This window comes from Pollutimonas subterranea (assembly GCF_002849655.1).
In the GTDB taxonomy this organism is placed as follows: Bacteria; Pseudomonadota; Gammaproteobacteria; order Burkholderiales; family Burkholderiaceae_B; genus Pollutimonas; species Pollutimonas subterranea.
The window spans coordinates 1-17,700 of record NZ_PDNW01000004.1; the positions used below are offsets into that span (position 1 = coordinate 1).

Consider the following 17,700-nt stretch of genomic DNA (forward strand, 5'->3'; position numbering starts at 1 on the left):
GTTGGCTCCTATCGGGTATATTCCACCGGCAGAAGCTGAAGAAAATTATTATCGGCAACTGACTGAAAAGGTCGCTGTCGAGGTCTGACTTAAACCAACCGGCCTCCACGAAAGCCGGGGCGCTTCACTTACGTTCGCTCATGACACCAGTAGGCATGGACCCTGCGATTCAGGTCGAAGTCACTTGCTCAACGGAATGTGATCCTTATGGTCCAGAGAACGAGACTGTTCAAATGTTGATGGCCGTCGTACCCGACGACGGTCAACATCCCCCCATTATCCACAGCGATCAGGGGTTAGTAGCCTACTCGACACCGGTTATTAGGGAAAAAGGAGGCGAGAAGATTTTCAGCGCTAGCGTGAGCGGATACGACTACATTGTGGCGTCGTGGGGTGACGGTTCGTTTTCCACCTATCATCTCGCAGAGAAAGTGTGGATGGCGTTGGGACTGACACCACGTTGTCTGGGAAATGAGCAGCAGCGCTTGGTATACGACGATCTCGGCCTGCCTGAATTTGGTGTGGCCGAAGGCGAAGTTTCAAGCCAGTTTTACTATCAAGCATCCAGAGATGTGCGCTGGTTCATGTCGAATGAATATTTGCGCAAGTATCTTTGGTTAAGAGGAGGGCGCGGTGTTCGTCAGTTCTATTACCAAGCCACCCTCAAGAGCACTCCGGCTCTGCGTGCATGGATGAATAATCGAAAGCAAGTCGTCTTTGATACCCCCGGAGATTGGTTTGATGGCGATATCCGCGAAAGCAATGGTGGTTATCTTCTTCAGTTATGGGCGGCTGTTGAAGTGGTTTCTTGTGCACTGTGCCCAGACCAGACAACAGATGGCCTCGTATGGCCAGGCATACAAGGCGCCGTCACACACGCCACGGCTAATGCCAACATGAATGGAGCAAGCATCTATCTTGATGATCGCTTTCTGGAACGTTACGAGCAGAACGGTTTCTACAACACAATTCCCGTTAAGGTTCACAACTTTTGGCATTGCAGTCCATCCTATCTGGGACAGTGGTCTTTTACGGATTGCAGGCGAGTTGGCCGCAATTTGATCCAAGTGCAACTTCGCGAGCTGTACAAAGGCAAGCCGGATCGCGAAATTCTGCATGCTCACACCCATGCTCTTGACCCTGCTGTTGTCGCTAAGTTTGATCGCAACGAGGAACACATTGTCTCAAAGGTAGACCGGCTACTGAGACAGCTGTTGGACTTGGGTGATAACTTGTCGCAACTCGCTGCTGTGTTGGGCATTGAGAAATCCGCTCAGGACCTCGTCGGTTTCCTGCGTGCAGACGTTGAAGCCAATGGCTGGCTTCACTATCCTCAGCTTGCGAAGCTTGCACAGGTAGCTCCGCTCTCCATGAGCCAGCAGGCATTTCTTGCCCGATGCAAATCAATCCACGAAATCTGGCAGTGCTTACCCAATGGAGTTCTTAAGCGAGTGATGCAAGCAGCAGGTGTTCCTCGCAAGAGGATCGCTGATCTAGGAAGCCTAAAGCTCTTGGAGTCACTTCTAAACTTGGTTCAGCGCTTAGATGATCAGGAGGAGGCATCCGACGCGTTCAACTGCGACAAAGAGCCAGAAGGGTGGGATGAGCGGAATAAGGACATTGCCTCACTCTTCGTTGCCAACGACCTTCGGATTGCCGATGCTCATGACACGATTGGTCAAAGCATCCAGAAGCTACAGGATCTAGGCTTCGATACTGCCAGCATGCAACATGGATACGGACATGCACTCGATTTCGTTATGGATGGGGTAATAGGCGCGTTCGCGGCAATTAATACTCCTTTGCGACGCATTCTTGAAAGAGGTTAAAGACAACATCACATCCCGAGAAGCGCAGGTAAATCGACCTATCAACGATAGGCATCTCTCATAATTACAAAGCAAACTGCCCTATGAACGAATCTTGGATTCTTCAAACATCGGAAATACGTCGCCCATTTGCACGCGCAACGTGGATACCTCTTCGCGCATCTCAGCAAGAAGAACAGCTCAGTTCGCAGGACGTCGGATATGTCAGCGACTTGTTCGCTTGCGGCTCGGTCGCTTTTCCGAAGCAGCATCGTGAACTCGCTGAAGGTCTGAGCTGGAGCGATATTGGCATTGGCCACACCGTGGCACCTCATGCCTACGCAGATGGTCACTACTCCCCGATCGATGAATACCAGTACAACGACAAGGAGCCAATTGGGGTCAACCTCGTCTTCGAGCATCCGCAACCAGTCGTCGGTGGCCGACAATGGATCTTGAATCCGGACTTGGTAGTCGCACTTCGTCTGATCAAGGAAGGGCATAACTGGGTTAGGCCGGAAGAGGACTTCGTCGTGGTCGCAAGGGAGACAGTGCGCAGCGATGGCGACCATTGTTTAATCGAAATCAAGCGAGAGTTTCTGATGGACTACCTCGCCGCCCGGAACCTATCGCTTCGCCTGTCCTATTACCGCCAGCGCGTCGAGAACGTCTCTAGCCTCAAGGATAGCCCCTATGCCCAACTGTCTGAGCTCCGCGAACAGCGGGACGGCGGAAGGTATGAACTCCACATTCGTGATTTGGATGCTGTTTTTGGAGGAAGCTGGGCATCGTTCCGAATGTGGCGAACCGACGTCGATGAAGAGGAAGACGCACCGGTCATGGGTTCAGAGAACAATGACAACACCGCCTCGGAGAGTTCGAAAGGCTATCGAAGTGGTTACCTTGGCGTGCGCGTTGAAGGGGAGTTCTGGCGAGACGAGTGGGTTGACCATCTGGGAAAAAGCACCCGTGTCCGCGGTGACGTTGATCACGACCTACCCTCTTTCATCGTTGACACCGACGGCACACGCAAACCTTCTGCCGAGTTGGATAATGAGGACATCGGCAGATGGCTCTGGTTCCGCTCATCCGTGGTCAATGAGCTTATGACCCATAGGGGCTTCTCCCTGAGGTGGTACACCGCTGAAACCGGGGCGCTCAACTCCAGCTCAGGATATTCAACGCATTTTGGTATCAACTCATCTGAGCTCATCACCGTCTACGCCTACGACATTGCAAAGCTGCCAGCCTGGGAGCAGTTCCTCTGGGCTGCGAACAACGTCGCCCCTGACGGCAAGGTTTCCGCTGAACTCTTGGCATCTCAGGTAAGAGCCCAACCGGCGGACACGCATGCCGTGGAGGAGTTGCTATTCGGGTGTATGCGGTTGCTCGAAGAAGAATTTCGTAAAAAGTTCGATGTATCCCTGTTCACGCATGAAATTGACGACGCCTCATCAATGCTGCACGTCTCTCGATTTGCGAGCAAAGATCAAGCATCTCTCTTGAGACTCGCTAAGGAGCTTATTCGCGTTTTCTCAGATCGACTCGACGTACGTTCACTTCGAAAACTCTCGAATCACCCTCAGAAGGAAAAGCTGGGCTCCAACAAGTTGCTTCAGAGCATTCTGGCTCAGAAGGCAGGAGACGAGCGGGCGAGGGAAATATTTGGAGCCATCGCTGGCACATACGACATGCGTCTTGGTGACGCACATCCGACCAGTTCAAAGATCGGAGATGCTCTCAAGCTCGCCGGAATCGACACCACCTCATCGTATCTGCGACAGGGAGAGCAGTTGATTGGCAACTTCGGCCACGCAGTTTGGTGGATCGGAAAACTGCTCTTTGGAGGGAATGACCGCAGCAAGGAATAGCACCCAGACCCACAGCTGCGTCAAGGCTTGCAGGGCAGGGACGCATGGATTGAAGGGGCCAAATCCGGCCCTGACTAGTGCCTTGGCAGGACGGACTTCCGCTGTTGAGCGTAGAGCTGCCAGTGGACTGTTGGAGTGAAGGATGAAGGACGGCAATGGCTGCAAAGCAGTCATTGCATTTCGTGGAGCGAACTTCCGCTTTGGGTCGAGGCTGTGTGAAAACGCAGCCATGGCTCGTTTCCAGGGGTGCTCTCACCATTCCCGAGTACGAGAAAATTGAATGCTGAGCGTTCTGGTGGGTCGGTTTTTCCAGAGAGTGTCCGGAATTTTGTGTTCGGGCCTATGATTATCTTCAAGGAGATGAACCATGGCACGAGAACAGAAGAAAGAACCGGTCGGGATTCCTCAGGGCAAGTTGCCCGCCAGTGCCCAGCAGATGCTGGACGAGCTGGTGACGGGTCCGATGACGCCCGAGGCGGTGCAGGATACGTTCATGTTGCTGAAGAAGGCGATCGTTGAGCGTGCGCTGGGCGCTGAGCTAGGCCACCACCTTGGCTATGGCAGTGGTGAACTCCGTCCCGAGCAGAGCACCAACCAGCGTAACGGCAGCAGCGCCAAGACCGTGCTCACCGATGCGGGTCCCGTGCGGCTGGATATCCCTCGGGACCGTGACGGCAGCTTTGCGCCGATCCTGATTCCCAAGCACGAGCGGCGCTTCACCGGGTTTGATAACAAGATCATCGCCATGTACGCCCGCGGCATGAGTGTGCGCGAGATCCGGGCGTTTTTGGCCGAGCAGTACGGCACGGACGTCTCGCCCGACTTCATCAGTTCGGTGACCGATGAGGTCATGGATGAGGTGCTCGCCTGGCAGAACCGGGCGCTTGAACCGATGTATCCCGTGGTGTTCTTCGATGCGCTGCGGGTCAAGACTCGCGATGAGGGGGTCGTGCGCAACAAGGCGGTGTACATGGCCTTAGGCGTGCTGCCCGATGGTAACCGTGTGATTCTGGGGCTGTGGATCGAGAACACGGAAGGGGCCAAGTTCTGGATGCGTGTGCTTAATGAGCTTAAAACGCGCGGCGTTCAAGACATTCTGATTGCGGTCACGGACGGGCTAAAAGGCATGCCGGATGCGCTCGAAGCGGTGTTCCCGGCCACCACGCTCCAGACCTGCATCGTGCACTTGATTCGCAACAGCATGAGCTACCCGAGTTGGCAAGATAGAAGAAACTGGGTAGCGCCTTGCGTCCAATCTACGGCGCCGTTAACGCTCAAGCCGGTGAGCAAGCCCTGCAAGCGTTCGCGCAAGGCCCGTGGGGCCAGAAGTACCCCATGATCGTCACGGCCTGGGAGAAAGCCTGGGAACACGTGATTCCCTTCTTCGCCTTCCCGCCCGATATCCGGCGCAACATTTACACGACCAACGCCATCGAGAGCGTGAACGCGCAGCTACGTAAAATCCTCAAGACGCGGGGCCAGTTCCCCACCGATGAGGCGGCCTTAAAGTTGCTGTGGCTGGCCCTCCAAAATATCAGCGCTAAGTGGGGCACGTCCACCCATTACTGGAAGTCAGCCATGCAACAGTTTGCTATCCTATACGAGGAACGATTTACGCAAGCCTATCGCCAGCTAGACTCTCAGTCGTACGATAAATAGGCGGATTAATGATGGATCAAAACTGCCCAAACACAAAAAATCTGACACTCCCTTTTTCCAGGCTACATTTATTTCAGCGTTTTCACACAACCTCGGTCGAAAGCGGCGGCTGCCCGATAACCGCCGTTCTGACCCAGCGGTACCGAAGCATATATTTTCAGTACAGTACAGGTACACACATCAGTTTTCGCCAATTTCACAAAATTACGCTAACCTACTGATCTATAATTACTTTCACCTTCACTAACCTACGCTCACCTTCGCACCACTTCCCTAGACAAGCACCTTCGCACGCCAACTCAAAATCCCCCGCCGCGAGGCGTGCCGGTTCGATTCCGGCCCCGGCACCACCAAAGATTCAATAAGCTAGCCCCGATTTAGCGTCGTCATCCACCGCCTTTGATTGCTTTGCGTCGCCCTGTTGCGGTCCCCCTAGAAGTTCCGACGCTACTGCGATTACCACGCCCTGTTGCGGGTTAAGGGTTGCCGTTATCAGTGCTTGCGGCTTCCGGCGACTTTGCAATCACCTTGATTTCGAAGTCGAAACCATAAAGCCACGTTACTCCAACGGCGGTCAACGTGGGGTAAGGGGCATCCCCCCAGTATTCCGGCACGACCGTCCAGATTGTCTCGAATGTGGATTTCGGATCAACCATGAATACAGTGACGTCAATCACGTTGTCGAATGAGCTCCCTGCCGCTTCCAGGATCGCATTCAGATTGTCAAAGGCGAGCCGGACCTGTGCCACTAAATCAGGCTCCGGGGAACCATCCTCGCGGCTGCCGACTTGTCCGGAAACGAATAAAAACCCATTGGATCGGACAGCGGGCGAATAGCGATTTCGCTCATATAAAGCGCGGCGTCCCGCTGGAAAGACAACATCACGACTTAGCATAATTACCTCCATTAACGAATCGCTGCGGATCCGGTGTTAATCATGACATCACTATAAAGACGTTGGCTCTGTAGATAAACAAGCACGTCCATCCAGGACTGTTTGTAAAATCCAAACAATACTCACACGCAACTGGAATAGAAATGGATCGTATCGATGCAATGCAGGCTTTCGCTCGCGTAGTGGAAACCGGTAGCTTCACCAAGGCAGCAGAGACGCTCCATTTAAGCAGGACCACAGTGACCCAGCTCGTGCAGCAACTGGAGGCACGACTGCGCGTCAGGCTCCTCAACCGCAGCACCCGCAAAGTCAACGTGACTGCCGATGGCGCGGCCTACTACGAGAGTGTGATACGGTTGTTGGCCGACATTGACGATGCTGAGACGAGTCTGTCCAGTGCTTCGGCGTTACCAAGGGGACGGCTACGTGTGGACGTACCGAGCCCATTGGCTCGAATAATCCTGGTGCCGGCATTGCCTGCATTCTATGCTCGGTATCCTGACATTCAGCTTGACCTGGGTGTCAGCGATCGCGTGGTCGATCTGATCGACGAGAAGGTGGACTGCGTCATACGGGGCGGCGAACTCGCCAACCTTTCTCTTCAAGCTCGCCGTGTAGGATCTTTGCCGCTTGCTGCGTATGCGGCACCCGATTATCTAAAGCGCTTTGGTGTACCTTTGGATCCGCGAGAGCTTGAAAATATGCATCACCGCATCATTGGCTTCCGGTGGTCGCGCACTGGCAAGGTGCTTCCCTATGCCATGCATAACGATCATGAGCGTATCAATGTACAAGGCCGATATGTTTTTTCCGTGGACGACGGCAATGCCTACCTTGCGGCAGGCGTAGCGGGTTTGGGTGTGTTGTGGTTGCCTGAATACATGGCCACCCCACACCTGGCCAGTGCTGAACTGGTGCCGCTGTTTGAGTCATGGCGGCTCGATCCAATGCCGCTATATGTGGCGTTTTCGCCAAATCAGCATGTAAGCGCCAAGCTGCGCGTGTTTATCGAATGGGTGAGTGAGTTGCTGACGATATATGCGCCTGTCACGAGTCCACAGAGGTCCTGAAGCCATGTGCGGGGCTGAACCGAGGTGGTGAACGTCGATGATCTCCTGAATCGCTATCCCCTGCGCACGGGCAGCAACGAGCGTTGGATGAGCCAGCTCTCCGACGGCACATTATTAAGCCTGAACCCACATGGATAAAACCGACGCTGATACGGTTCGCCTGCTGCTCGCGGCTAGAGTCACGGCTGAAATCAAAAATTTATTGCAACAGTAATAAGCCCATAAAACAATCGAATTTGCGCAGAATTACTATTTTTTAATTGTTTTTGAGTATACGTAATCGATTTTGTGCAACAGCCAGACGCAAAATCCGCCTTGCTGCCAAGTAGATCGAAAAATCAAATTTTCACCGAAAATCACTTTTATAATTAATTTTATGCAGGCATAATCGAATTCACGTGCTGCGCGCATAAATTCATCATTTTTGCGCATCCTGCGGCAACAGCATCAGGAACATTCCATGAGTGACCTTCCCAACGACCCTATTGGCGCGGCGTGGCTAGCCCAGGCGTATCAGCTTCTCCCGACCGGGCGTATGCCAGTACAAAGCCAGATCGGCGGGCGACGGGCCACACAGATCAGTAACGGCGACAGACTGGAAACCTACCCGGAGACCATGCGCCCTTCACGTGAGCCCGCAGCACACCTTCAATTTCACCTACGCCACGAAGTGCCACATCTCGAATTCCTGTCTCGCCTGTTCGCCAAGACCGGTCCCGCCTTTGTTCAGGCCTTGGTCGATGCCGAACCGACCGGGCAGTATGCCCGCCGGGCTGCCTTTCTGTACGAGTGGTTGACCGAAAATACCTTACAGGTACCGGAACGCATCGGCGGTAATTATGTCGATGCCATCGACAACACCAAACTTGTAGCGGCGTCAGCAGATCGCGCGGTGAAAGTGCCGCGCTGGCGCATCAACGACAATTTGCCGGGTACACGATACTTTTGTCCGACCATCATCAAGACTGAAGCAACGATCCTGGCCATGGCCTTGGATGTACCGCAGCTCTTCCAGAACCTGACGGACGAATTCGGCGAAGACCTGTTGCAACGCGCCGCCGTATGGATGACGCTACGTGAAAGCAAGGCCAGTTTTGCCATTGAGGGTGAAGCAGACCGCGCCAGCCGCATCGACCGGTTCGCCGAAGTCATGGCCCGAAGAACAGGCCACGGCGACAGCCCGTTGAGCGGCACCGCACTTGCTCAACTACAAAGCGAGATACTGGGCGAGCGCACTACGCTCACCCATTTCGGCTTACGCCAATCGCCCGTCTTCATAGGAGAAACTGTACGCTATCAGGATGTTGTACATTATGTGGCGCCACCCGCAGATGACGTCGCGGCCATGCTGGAAGGCCTTCACGTTTTCCTTGAGCGCACACAAGGACAGTCTCCTGTCATGCGCAGTGCCGTAGCCGCTTTCGGCTTCGTCTACATTCATCCGCTGGCTGACGGCAATGGTCGTGTGCACCGTTTTCTGATCAACGACACATTGCGGCGCGATGGCGCGGTTCCCGAGCCGGTGATTCTCCCCGTGTCAGCAGTCATCACCGACGATTCTGGAGAGCGTCGCAATTACGATCGCGTGCTGGATGAGGTATCCAAACCCCTGATGCGGGAGGCGCGTGAACATATAACGTTCACATCCAGGTGTACCACCTATCCGGATGGCGTCGTTTCCAACTTCGAGTTCAACGGAAATGAACAGGTTCGCCCTGTGTGGCGCTATCTTGATTTGGGTCCGCATGTGGTCTACCTGTCCAACATCGTCACACGTACTTTGACAGAACAGATGCGCGAGCAATCACGCTACCTGCGCAACCACGGGCGGGCTCGCCAGGCGCTCAAAGAGGTTGTCGAAATGCCTGACCATCAGGCAGACCGTATTCTTAGATCCATTGAGCAAAACAACGGTGAATTGAGCAATGCACTGGCCAAGCAAATGCCAATACTGAGTGAGCCCGGCATATGGACCGAGATCATCGAGACCGTATCCCTGGCTTTCCAAGAGGACCCTCCCGCCGATAGCCATATTCTCGACCGCTACCATCCTTCACGGCCCGCTGGGAGGGAAGCATGAACGCACAGCAATGAGGGAATTTATAGTAGATCATTACAAACGCTAATCTCAGCTGTACCGAACTGTACCGCCACACCCTACTTCGGTACAGTACAGGTACACACATCAGTTTTCGCCAGTTTTATTAATTACGCTAACCTACTGGTCTGCAATTACTTTTACTTAACCAAAGCTACGCTCGCCTTCGCCCCACTTCCCTAGACAAACACCTTCGCACGCCCACTCAAAATCCCCCGTCGCAAGGCGTTCCGGTTCGATTCCGGCCCCAGCACCAGCTTAAAATCTCTAGTGCTTATAAGGCTCTAGCGCGCTTTGTAGCTTCTACCCTCAAGACATGGGGATTTTCCAAAATTGCGAGTCAGGTACAGTTTCGGTAGGCTCTACCCCATTATCGGGGGAACCCGCATGCGGTAATTCTCGAAATTCCTGAGGCCATACGCTCGGCGTGAGAGCATTTCCACCTTGGTGTAGAACCCTTCCGTGATCCCATTGGACTTGGCGAATCGCCACATCCGTACGATGGGCTCCAGCCACGATGTTAACGTAGCCGCCAGTGCCTTGGCCTGACCTTGTTCAAACTGGCGGATCAAGGCCAGGAACTTGGGCAGCAACTGCTTGGCCCGCTTGGCCTTCAAGTGCTCCATGACCAGAAAGCCGTTCAGTTGCTGTTTGGCGAAATACAGGGCCTGCTGGCCGACGTTCCCACGGCTACGGAAGCTGACTACCCAGAGGTGCCGTACAGCGCCTGGTTCGCCATTGTCGCCCCCTGCCGGCCTCCCAGTTTCTGTACCCAACAAGCTGACAGCAGGGATCAAACAAAGCATAGGTGATAAGGCGCTGCGCGAACAGTTCAAGGTGACCGGATATAAGACTGAATATAGTACGCCAGCCCAATTTCAGGAAAAGGTTATCGAGGAAATACACAGGCTCAAAACCATTGCCGACAATGCGCATATTGCCATTCAATGAACCCAAGGCGATAAAACTTACTTTCTGGCGAGACGCCTAATCGGCGCTATGTTAAGCCAATTACCGGGGCTCCAGGATTTACAACGCTCTCGCCAATTCCCGGCGTCAACGATCAGAACCTCAAACGCTATGAGACTGATTGCCTAATATCGTCTCGATTTGGGCTGCATGCCGCAATAAGTTCGGATCTTCCTTCAGGAAGCCGACCAGCTGGATGCCAAGCGGCAATCCGTTCTCGCTGCGTCCGACAGGTAGAGAAATAGAAGGATTGTGCAACAAGGACCATGGCCTGATGAACACAGAACTGCCGGTGGTATTGGCGTCTGGAGCCTCGCCTAGCGTTGCAGGCATCACTACAGCGTCGATACCTTGCGCCACTTCATAAAACTGACGTCGACAGACGTCAGCTGCATCCAAAGCGGCGGCATAGTCGGTGTCAGAATACGTCTCACCCAACTCCAGGTAGGAAATCAGTTCAGGATCGCATAAAGCGGCATAGTATTTTTTAATGTCAGCATATTCACGGGCAAGGTCATACGCCATGATCACGTCCTGAATATCGCCGATGGATTCATAGGTATCCGGCATATCAAGATCGACCAGCTCAATTCCGGAGACACCAAGCTTCTGCAGGCTAGCTTCAAAAACAGCTTGAGCACATGGCTCGGCAGACGGCCAGTCGCGTGGGCGCCAAACGCCCAGACGTCGAAGCGAGCTCTGTCCAGTTGATGGAGAAAAGCGAGGGTCGCCCACAAACGCCTGCATGAACAGTTGAACGTCTTCGACCGAACGGCATAATGGTCCAACGACGTCAAGTGGGCGCGAGTACGAGCGAATGCCAACGTATGGAATAAGATCCAGCGTCGGTTTAAAACCGATCGCTCCACAAAATGTGGCAGGACGCAAAATTGAACCCGCAGTTTGAGTTCCGATGGACACCGGAACCATGAAATCTGCCACGGCCGCGGCAGATCCCGCAGACGAGGCCGCCGGTGTACGTGACGTGTCATGCGGATTGCGACACGGGCCGGGAAGCATGATGGCATGCCTGGATACCGTGTTTTTGCCAATCAATGTGAAGCCCAAGGAACGGGCGCGAGCCACAACGGGCGCATCCACCTTTGGCCGACGTTGCCGAAAAATGTCCGGGTCTCCAAGCTCGGTCGGCATATCGCTGGTATCGATAGTGTCCTTTATGCCTAATGGAACACCATCAAATACGCTTCGCCGACCTCGTTTGTCGACTTGGCGAGCATGCTCGATCGCCTCTTGGGCGCACACATGAACCCAGGCTTTAACCTCGGCATTACGCTGTTCAATCCGTTCGAGACAGGCTAGCACCCACGATTCAGAGGTAATTTTCCCGAGGTCCAGCGCGCGGATCCCCTGCGCCATGGTCATCGCTGCCAAGGCTGTGGGCGCCGGGCGCACAGGACCGCGCTTAGCTTTGGTGTTACCGTTTACCGCTTGCGTCATGTTGCCATTCCTTAGAGTAGATATAACTTCTTTCCCGCTATTCATTAGCCTGACCAGCCTTCCCAATATAAATATCCGCCATCTCTTTGTTCGCCAAAAGGTTGGCACCGGAGTCGGAAAGAACGATACGACCGGAATCCAGGATGTAGCCGCGGTCACTGAAAGCTAGCGCCTGCCGTGCACGTTGTTCGACCATGAGGACCGCTACACCGATAGTCGGAAGCCGCTGCACTTCTGCGAATACCTGTTGCGTTAATGCTGGCGAGAGGGCCGCTGACGGTTCATCCAGAAGCATCAGCCTGGGCGAAGGCATCAGCGCTCTAGCGAAAGCAACCTGTTGCCGCTCACCACCGGACAGATTGCAGGCATGAGTACGACGACGCCCCGCGAGTGCCGGGAACAGTTCATACATTTCCTGAATTCGCTGGCGGGGATTTGCAACGTGTTCCACCACTTGAAGGTTCTCTTGCACGGTAAGCGTGCCAAACACGTTCTGCACTTGTGGCACATAAGATATACCAACGCGAATCCGCTCTTCAGTGGGGCAAGTGAGCAGGTTGACTCCGCCGAATTCAAGCTTGCCGCGTACCCGCGGCAATAGACCCATGAGGGCTTTGATAAGCGTAGATTTTCCTGCCCCGTTGGTGCCCGCAATGGTCACAATTTCGCGATCGCAGACGTGCATAGAGACGTCGCAAACGATATCCACCTCGCTATAGCCTGCGGCCAGGCCTTCTATGCGGAGGACGGCATCCCGCTCGCCATGCCCTAGGGATGAACCCATGTGGCTAGTCATATTACCCCACCCATATAAGCCTCGCGAACGAGATCCTGTGAAAGAACGTTATCTGGTGTGCCTTCTGCAATCACCTTGCCACTGTCCATCACGTACATACGCGGCACAATGCGCGAGAGCTCCTCGAGGTTGTGTTCGATAATCAAAACCGTCATTCCACGGCCGTTCAATTCCTGAATTCTTAATGAAAGCTCTTCTATGAGGACCGGGTTCACACCAGCGAACGGTTCGTCCAACATAATGCATCGAGGCTCGAGCATTAGCAGGCGGCCCAGTTCAAGCAGCTTTTTCTGCCCCCCTGACAGCTTGCCCGCGGGTTCTCGCGCAACCTTGGCAAGATTGAGGAAGGTCAGTAGGTCGTTTACCCGCTCCGCCGCCTGCTGTTCTTCGCGAGCGACTTGTCGTGGAGACAAAAACAACGACAGCAGACCCTCCCCGCGAAGGCCGGGAGCGGCCGCCATCATATTGTCGAACACCGACAATTGACTGAACTCGCGAGGAACCTGGAATGTCCGCGCCAGCCCGCGCCAAACGCGCGCATGTACCGCCAAATTGTCGATACCTTCGCCTGCGAATTCGATAGAACCGGAACGCTTGGGTATATAGCCGGTTATGACAGAGAAAAGCGTGCTCTTTCCTGCTCCATTGGTTCCGATAAGCCCGAGAAGTTCCCCTTCGTGCAACTGCAGGCTGACATCGTCCAACGCGATGAATCCTCCAAAGCTGGCACCCACATTCTTAACACTGAGCAGGGCCATTACGGTTTCCCCTTAGTTGTTTTAGGCCCGAAAATTCCCTGAGGCCGGTAAAGGACGATCAATATCAACGCCATACCAATCACCCAAATTCGGACGCTCGCCATCTGAACCTCGGATATCCCGCCAAAAACGTCTCGAACAAACCGGGAGCCTTCAAGGAAGCCGACAAGGACGACCGTACCAATCACGACACCACTGAGTCGACTCACCCCGCCCACGAAAACGGCGATCCAGATGTAGAACGTGATGAGGGGAACAAACTGTTCTGGGCTCAGAAACGTCAGGTAATGCGCCTGGAAGGCACCAGCCAAGCCGGCCAGCGCGGCGCCTAACATCAGCGAGCGAGTTTTGAACTGCGCGGGATCCTTGCCTAAAGCTCTTACCGCAACCTCGTTATCCCTGATTGCCTCAATCACACGACCAAACGGGCTTCGGACCACCCGGCTGATCAACCAGAACATGACGAGGTTCGTTATCAACAGCGCAATCATGATCCAGAAATCGATCTCGTTGCCAGGCACCAAACCATCGAAAAGCCTCGGAATGCCGGGCAGGCCATGCATTCCTCGGGTCAGCCATTCTTCCGTCTGCAGCATCATTCGGACTGACTCTGAAAAACCAAGGGTCACGATGGCAAGATAATCGCTTCCTAGACGCAAGGCGACGATCCCCAAGGGCCAGGCTGCCAGAGCCGTCACTGCCGTCGCAATAGCCATGGAAACTATGATGGGAACGCCCTGGAGCGACAACAAGGCAGAGGTGTATGAGCCGATCGCAAAAAATCCCACATGCCCAAAGTTGACCAGCCCGGTAAAGCCGAAGTGTAGCGAGAGTCCAAGTGCCATCAGCATATAAATCAATATGCCGATGGAAATAGCCACCAGATATGCTTCCATGATGTATTACCTCGCCGCCAGAATTCGACCAAAGATACCCTGCGGCCGGATCAAAAGAACCAGCAACAAGACCATAAACGCCATCACGATTTTGTAGGAGGGGCCGACGTAAAGGCTGCCTATTTCCTGCGACACGCTGAACAAAAGCGTTCCGACCACTGCCCCCAGCGGACTGCCGATGCCGCCCAAGATGACAGCAGCAAACATCGGCATAAGCAATTCAAACCCCAAATCGGGAAGGACGACCGCCTTGATGCCGAGCAATACGCCGCCCAAGCCGCAAAATGCGCCACAAAGCGTCCACAAATACAACATGACGCGGCGGGATCGGATCCCACTGACGGACGCCAGGTCAGGGTTGTCCGCTACTGCCCGCATGGATCGCCCGAGCGGTGTTCCGTGAAGTATGTAAAAGACTAGACCCAGAGCCGCCGAACCAACAAGAACAATGTAGACGTCGGTGGGCAAGATTCGTATGCCATCAAAGTTCCACGCCCTGACAAGAGGCACATTCAAGTTCTGTTGATCGTGTCCAGCGAAGAACGTGATCGTATTGCGCACAACAAACGCAACACCAATCGATGCAATAAGTCTGGAGATGTTTGATCGCGATTCCAGCGCACGAAATACCCACATGTAGAAAAAGACAGATACTAGCGCTGTCACGACACAGGCCGCTATCACGCCTAGCACCAATGAGCTTGACACAAAGGTCTGGACGGCGATCGCACTATACGCGCCCAGCGTCATGTAGTCTCCGGCAGCCGCGTTGGGGAACTTGGCAATACCAAACACCATCGTTATCGCCAACACCGGGAGTGCCATCAGGGTACCGATAACAAATCCGTTGATCGCCGCGTTTATTATTGCGATTGCGTCCATTCCTACTCCCATTATCTGTTAAGCCGAACCGGGAACCGTTTCGTTAAGGACTAGCTTACCGTTCCGGATTTCGTACACGCCGAAATCCGGAACGGTAGCTCCACGGTCATTGAAGATAAGCTTGGAGGAGGCCCCGTCGTAGTTAACCGGCTTACCTGCCCGAATAAGGTCTCGTCCCTCTGGAAAGGACGACACAGCAGTACCCTCTTGGTCGGTGACGGAGCGAATATGTTCGTTAATCTTGATCGAATCGGCCTTCGCCCCTGCCGCCTCGAGGGCCAAAGCAATCGCAATCACCATGTCGTAGCTTTGAGCTGCGAACACATCAGGATCGCGTTTCATCTTTGCCCGGAACCGTGCCGCATAGCTCTTGAAGGTGGGAGAATCTTGGGCTGCCACATTGGACACCGAGATAATTCCTTCTGACGCCTCTTTTCCTATGGCTTCGACGAGGCCCTCGTTGGCCGTCCAGCCCGGCATGATGAACTTGCAGTCCTGCCCAGTCTGGTACCACTCTTTGAGCAGGATGGTCGCGTCAGGTCGATACGATCCCAGCGCGATGATGTCGGGTTTCTTGGCCAAGACGCGATTCAGCTCTGTCCGATAGCTGGTTTGATTCGGCTCGTATATGACGACGTCTGTGACCTGGCCGCCGTCGGCCTCCCAGGTTTTCTTAAAGTAGTCAGCAAGTCCAACGAAAGTGGAATTATTGAACGCCATGACGGCTGGGCGCTTGAACCCCCGCTGACGCGCGATTTGAGCAAATGCGCGACCGAACACCGCATTGGACGCCTGAAACATCCACGCAAGCCCCTGCTTGTTTTCAACCAGCATTTCCGGGGCGCCACAGGTATTCATCATGATAAGACCGGCGTTATTGGTAATTGGCATCACCGCCAATCCCACGGACGACGGCCAGATGCCAACCACTGCCTGGACTTTGTTGATCTCGATCAGTTTCTTCACCGCGAGTACCGCAGCATCGGGTTTTGTTTGATCATCCTCGGCAAAAAGTTCGATCTTGCGACCCGCGGCACCACCTGCGGCGTTCACCTCATCGACAGCAATCCGAATGGATTCGAGCATTGATGTCCCGTAAGGTCCTCCGATGCCAGTGATCGAATTCAACGCACCGAGGCGAAATGGAGCAGCTTGCTGCGCCCAAACGTTCCAAGGGAGTATCGAGGATGCGGCTATCGCGGCGGCGCTTGATGAAACGAAACGGCGACGACTGTTATTGACATGCTTACTCATGACTTCTCCTACCAATGCGCAAAGCGCTTTATAGAGTTGAAACGTTAGGTCTACCGGGGCGGTCATCCGCCGAAAATTATTCGATCGCTTTGACTTCCCGAAGCCGTGCCAGTTGCAATGCTGAAACGCCGAAACGGCGTAAAACTGCGTCAGTGTGCTGCCCCAACAAGGGCGCGGGTGTGCGTACCTTCCCCGGTGTACGTGAAAAATGGGTGGGTATGCCTATGGTCTTCATCCGCCCCAGCCGAGGATGATCCAACTCCTGCACCATCCCCCTGGATTGATACTGGGGATCATCCAAAGCCTGCCCGAAATTATTAATGGGGCCGCATGGCACTTGAGCCTGCTCGCAACGTTCAATCCATTCGCCAGCGCTCGCCTTAGCGAATTCGCCTTCGAGAATCGGCTCAAGCAGTTCAATGTTTGTGAGGCGGTCCGAGTTTGTCAAAAATCGCGGATCAGAAACGAGCTCTGGTCGATCCAGCACATGCGTGCAGAGTCTCTCCCAGCTGCGCTGGTTTGCGGCGCCAATGATGATGTAGCCGTCTCTCGTATTGAAGGCCTGGTATGGTGCCGAGACGCGATGCCGGCTTCCCGTCGCCTCGGGCACAGTGCCTTCGGCAAAATAAGCGGCCGCTTCCCACACAAACCAGGGCAATCCACACTCCGCCAACGAGATATCAATGTGCTGGCCTTCACCCGTTTTCTGTTTGTGCAGACACGCAGCAAGAATCGCATATACCGCAGTCAACCCCGCGCCTACGTCATAGATGGCGATACCCGACTTTAGAGGGCGACCACCAGGCTCTCCAGTCATGCTCATGATCCCAGTCATCCCCTGAGCAACCAGATCGAAACCGCCTTTCTTCGCGTACGGACCCGTTTGGCCATAGCCTGATATAGAGCAGTACACAAGTCCGGGATTCAATTTGCTAAGCGTAGCGTAATCAACGCCTAGCGAAAGCGTGACGCCCACTCGAAAATTTTCAACCACCACGTCAGCCCAACGTGCCAAGTCGTAAAGTATTTCGCGCGCATCAGGGTCCTTCAGATTTAGCGATATGCCCTGTTTGTTCCGATTGATTTGGGCAAAACAGCTTGACTCGCCATTGACGTAGGGCCCCATTTCGCGGGAATCATCACCTGTTCCCGGCTTTTCCACCTTGATCACTTCGGCACCCATATCGGCCAGTACCATCGTGCAGTACGGCCCTGCCATAATTTGCGAAAGGTCCAGTACTTTAAGACCATCCAACGCAGACTTGTCCGCGGTAGTATTCATATG

Annotated in this window: 13 protein-coding genes and 1 pseudogene; 5 read left to right on the top strand and 9 right to left on the bottom strand. The window is 54.2% G+C overall.

The annotated features are described in order from the left end of the window. The first annotated feature begins 140 nt into the window (after nucleotides 1–140). The 3 genes and pseudogenes from CR159_RS05850 to CR159_RS05860 all read left to right on the top strand — a co-directional run bounded on the left by CR159_RS05850 (nucleotide 141) and on the right by CR159_RS05860 (nucleotide 5,338). Nucleotides 141–1,829 (top strand): hypothetical protein, encoded by a 1,689-nt coding sequence (locus tag CR159_RS05850; RefSeq protein WP_233208192.1) that lies wholly within the window; start codon nucleotides 141–143, stop codon nucleotides 1,827–1,829. A gap of 83 nt (nucleotides 1,830–1,912) precedes the next feature. Beyond that, nucleotides 1,913–3,679: a hypothetical protein gene (locus CR159_RS05855; protein WP_102073084.1), complete on the top strand. Its 1,767-nt coding sequence runs from the start codon at nucleotides 1,913–1,915 to the stop codon at nucleotides 3,677–3,679. A 367-nt stretch (nucleotides 3,680–4,046) separates the two neighbouring features. Next, nucleotides 4,047–5,338, top strand: a pseudogene (locus CR159_RS05860) (IS256 family transposase). Between the two features lie 476 nt (nucleotides 5,339–5,814). Here CR159_RS05860 and CR159_RS05865 read toward each other — a convergent pair. After that, a complete protein-coding gene (locus CR159_RS05865; RefSeq protein ID WP_102073085.1) occupies nucleotides 5,815–6,234 on the bottom strand; it encodes a RidA family protein in 420 nt (139 codons plus the stop codon). 143 nt (nucleotides 6,235–6,377) lie between these two features. On the opposite strand from CR159_RS05865, the gene CR159_RS05870 reads away from it, so the two are divergent. Together CR159_RS05870 and CR159_RS05880 are read left to right on the top strand one after the other, a co-directional pair. After that, nucleotides 6,378–7,304, top strand: a complete 927-nt coding sequence (locus CR159_RS05870; RefSeq protein WP_102073086.1) for a LysR family transcriptional regulator — start codon at nucleotides 6,378–6,380, stop codon at nucleotides 7,302–7,304. A gap of 460 nt (nucleotides 7,305–7,764) precedes the next feature. Continuing rightward, nucleotides 7,765–9,384, top strand: a complete 1,620-nt coding sequence (locus CR159_RS05880; RefSeq protein ID WP_102073088.1) for a Fic family protein — start codon at nucleotides 7,765–7,767, stop codon at nucleotides 9,382–9,384. 380 nt (nucleotides 9,385–9,764) lie between these two features. On the opposite strand, the gene CR159_RS05885 is transcribed toward CR159_RS05880, so the two are convergent. The 8 genes from CR159_RS05885 to CR159_RS05920 form a co-directional block, all read right to left on the bottom strand. Then, complete coding sequence (locus CR159_RS05885; protein ID WP_158238510.1) at nucleotides 9,765–10,178, bottom strand: transposase; 414 nt, start codon at nucleotides 10,176–10,178, stop codon at nucleotides 9,765–9,767. Between the two features lie 295 nt (nucleotides 10,179–10,473). Beyond that, nucleotides 10,474–11,829, bottom strand: a complete 1,356-nt coding sequence (locus CR159_RS05890; RefSeq protein WP_102073090.1) for an amidase — start codon at nucleotides 11,827–11,829, stop codon at nucleotides 10,474–10,476. A gap of 37 nt (nucleotides 11,830–11,866) precedes the next feature. Next, nucleotides 11,867–12,613 carry an ABC transporter ATP-binding protein gene (locus CR159_RS05895; RefSeq protein WP_102073347.1) on the bottom strand — a complete coding sequence of 249 codons (747 nt, stop codon included), beginning with the start codon at nucleotides 12,611–12,613 and terminating at the stop codon, nucleotides 11,867–11,869. Between the two features lie 8 nt (nucleotides 12,614–12,621). Then, nucleotides 12,622–13,383, bottom strand: a complete 762-nt coding sequence (locus CR159_RS05900) for an ABC transporter ATP-binding protein (protein WP_102073091.1) — start codon at nucleotides 13,381–13,383, stop codon at nucleotides 12,622–12,624. Then, nucleotides 13,383–14,279 carry a branched-chain amino acid ABC transporter permease gene (locus CR159_RS05905; RefSeq protein ID WP_102073092.1) on the bottom strand — a complete coding sequence of 299 codons (897 nt, stop codon included), beginning with the start codon at nucleotides 14,277–14,279 and terminating at the stop codon, nucleotides 13,383–13,385. The genes CR159_RS05900 and CR159_RS05905 overlap by 1 nt, the downstream gene beginning before the upstream one ends. Nucleotides 14,280–14,285: 6 nt before the next feature. Next, the gene (locus tag CR159_RS05910) at nucleotides 14,286–15,161 is read right to left on the bottom strand and encodes a branched-chain amino acid ABC transporter permease (RefSeq protein WP_102073093.1); all 876 of its coding nucleotides are present in this window, start codon (nucleotides 15,159–15,161) and stop codon (nucleotides 14,286–14,288) included. An 18-nt stretch (nucleotides 15,162–15,179) separates the two neighbouring features. Further along, nucleotides 15,180–16,415, bottom strand: coding sequence for an ABC transporter substrate-binding protein (locus tag CR159_RS05915; protein WP_102073094.1), 1,236 nt, complete (start codon nucleotides 16,413–16,415; stop codon nucleotides 15,180–15,182). A 76-nt stretch (nucleotides 16,416–16,491) separates the two neighbouring features. Continuing rightward, nucleotides 16,492–17,697, bottom strand: coding sequence for a CaiB/BaiF CoA transferase family protein (locus CR159_RS05920; protein WP_102073095.1), 1,206 nt, complete (start codon nucleotides 17,695–17,697; stop codon nucleotides 16,492–16,494). Nucleotides 17,698–17,700 lie beyond the last annotated feature (3 nt).

Coding starts and splice junctions, on each gene's coding strand:
- CR159_RS05850 (WP_233208192.1), top strand. CDS start 141: ATGACACCAGTAGGCATGGACCCTGCGATTCAGGTCGAAGTCACTTGC.
- CR159_RS05855 (WP_102073084.1), top strand. CDS start 1,913: ATGAACGAATCTTGGATTCTTCAAACATCGGAAATACGTCGCCCATTT.
- CR159_RS05865 (WP_102073085.1), bottom strand. CDS start 6,234: ATGCTAAGTCGTGATGTTGTCTTTCCAGCGGGACGCCGCGCTTTATAT.
- CR159_RS05870 (WP_102073086.1), top strand. CDS start 6,378: ATGGATCGTATCGATGCAATGCAGGCTTTCGCTCGCGTAGTGGAAACC.
- CR159_RS05880 (WP_102073088.1), top strand. CDS start 7,765: ATGAGTGACCTTCCCAACGACCCTATTGGCGCGGCGTGGCTAGCCCAG.
- CR159_RS05890 (WP_102073090.1), bottom strand. CDS start 11,829: ATGACGCAAGCGGTAAACGGTAACACCAAAGCTAAGCGCGGTCCTGTG.
- CR159_RS05895 (WP_102073347.1), bottom strand. CDS start 12,613: ATGGGTTCATCCCTAGGGCATGGCGAGCGGGATGCCGTCCTCCGCATA.
- CR159_RS05900 (WP_102073091.1), bottom strand. CDS start 13,383: ATGGCCCTGCTCAGTGTTAAGAATGTGGGTGCCAGCTTTGGAGGATTC.
- CR159_RS05905 (WP_102073092.1), bottom strand. CDS start 14,279: ATGGAAGCATATCTGGTGGCTATTTCCATCGGCATATTGATTTATATG.
- CR159_RS05910 (WP_102073093.1), bottom strand. CDS start 15,161: ATGGACGCAATCGCAATAATAAACGCGGCGATCAACGGATTTGTTATC.
- CR159_RS05915 (WP_102073094.1), bottom strand. CDS start 16,415: ATGAGTAAGCATGTCAATAACAGTCGTCGCCGTTTCGTTTCATCAAGC.
- CR159_RS05920 (WP_102073095.1), bottom strand. CDS start 17,697: ATGAATACTACCGCGGACAAGTCTGCGTTGGATGGTCTTAAAGTACTG.